The sequence below is a fragment of the Caldicellulosiruptor sp. F32 genome, assembly GCF_000404025.1.
Lineage (GTDB): Bacteria > Bacillota > Thermoanaerobacteria > Caldicellulosiruptorales > Caldicellulosiruptoraceae > Caldicellulosiruptor > Caldicellulosiruptor saccharolyticus.
Genome location: NZ_APGP01000050.1, coordinates 1 through 884, shown reverse-complemented (window position 1 = coordinate 884; position 884 = coordinate 1). Strand labels below are relative to the sequence as shown.

The 884-nt window shown below is 35.4% G+C and carries 1 protein-coding gene; it reads left to right on the top strand.

Going from position 1 to position 884, the window contains the following annotated elements; genetic code table 11:
• Nucleotides 1-884 (top strand): glycosyl hydrolase family 18 protein (locus H964_RS11960; protein ID WP_237738199.1); only part of this gene is annotated, 884 nt, incomplete at both ends.

Here is an 884-nt window from a genome sequence, read left to right as displayed (position 1 = left end):
AGTCCTCAAAATCAAGCAATTCTTTTATATTTAAAACATAATCCTGATTTGGGGTGGGCAAAGGATAAGAATTTTGAACCACTAAAAGAAGTTACTACTGAAGATTTATACACAGTGTTATTACAAGCGCTGGAGTACGAGGCAGGCGTAGATTTTGATGAAAACAATGTAATTGAGTTTGCAAACTCAATTGGAATTACGCATCTGACAGAGTCAAAGAAAGTTACTAATAAAGATGTAATATTATCGCTTTACCAGGCACTTAAGTTAAATGTAAAAGGAACTGAGATGAATTTAGCCACAAAACTTGCAAAAATGAATATTATTTCAGTAAATAGTGCAAGAGAAAGTGGATTTGTTATTCTTCCACCAGGCTACAAAATAGTAGGATATATACCAGCATGGAAAGAATGGGACGCAAGTAAGATTATGGGCGATAAGCTTACTCATTTGAATCTTGCATTTGCCGCTATAAAAGATGGGGTTATTGACAACGGAAAGGATATAAATGAGAAGCATTTCAACGAATTAAAGAAACTGAAAGAAAAATATCCACATCTGAAGATACTTATTGCTGTTGGCGGTTGGGGTGCAGAAGGGTTTTCAGATGCAGCCTTAACCGAAGAGTCAAGAAATAGGTTTGCAGACAGTGTAGTAGAGTATCTAAGAGCTCATAATTTAGATGGAATTGATATCGATTGGGAATACCCTGTAAATGGTGGTTGGGGAGCAATTAAAGCAAGACCAGAAGATAAGGTCAATTTCACGTTATTAATGAAAACTTTAAGAGAGAAGTTAGATAAAGCTGGTCAGGAAGACAATAAACATTACATTTTGAGTTTTGCGGCAAGCATTAACCCATCATATTATAAGGAATGGACAGA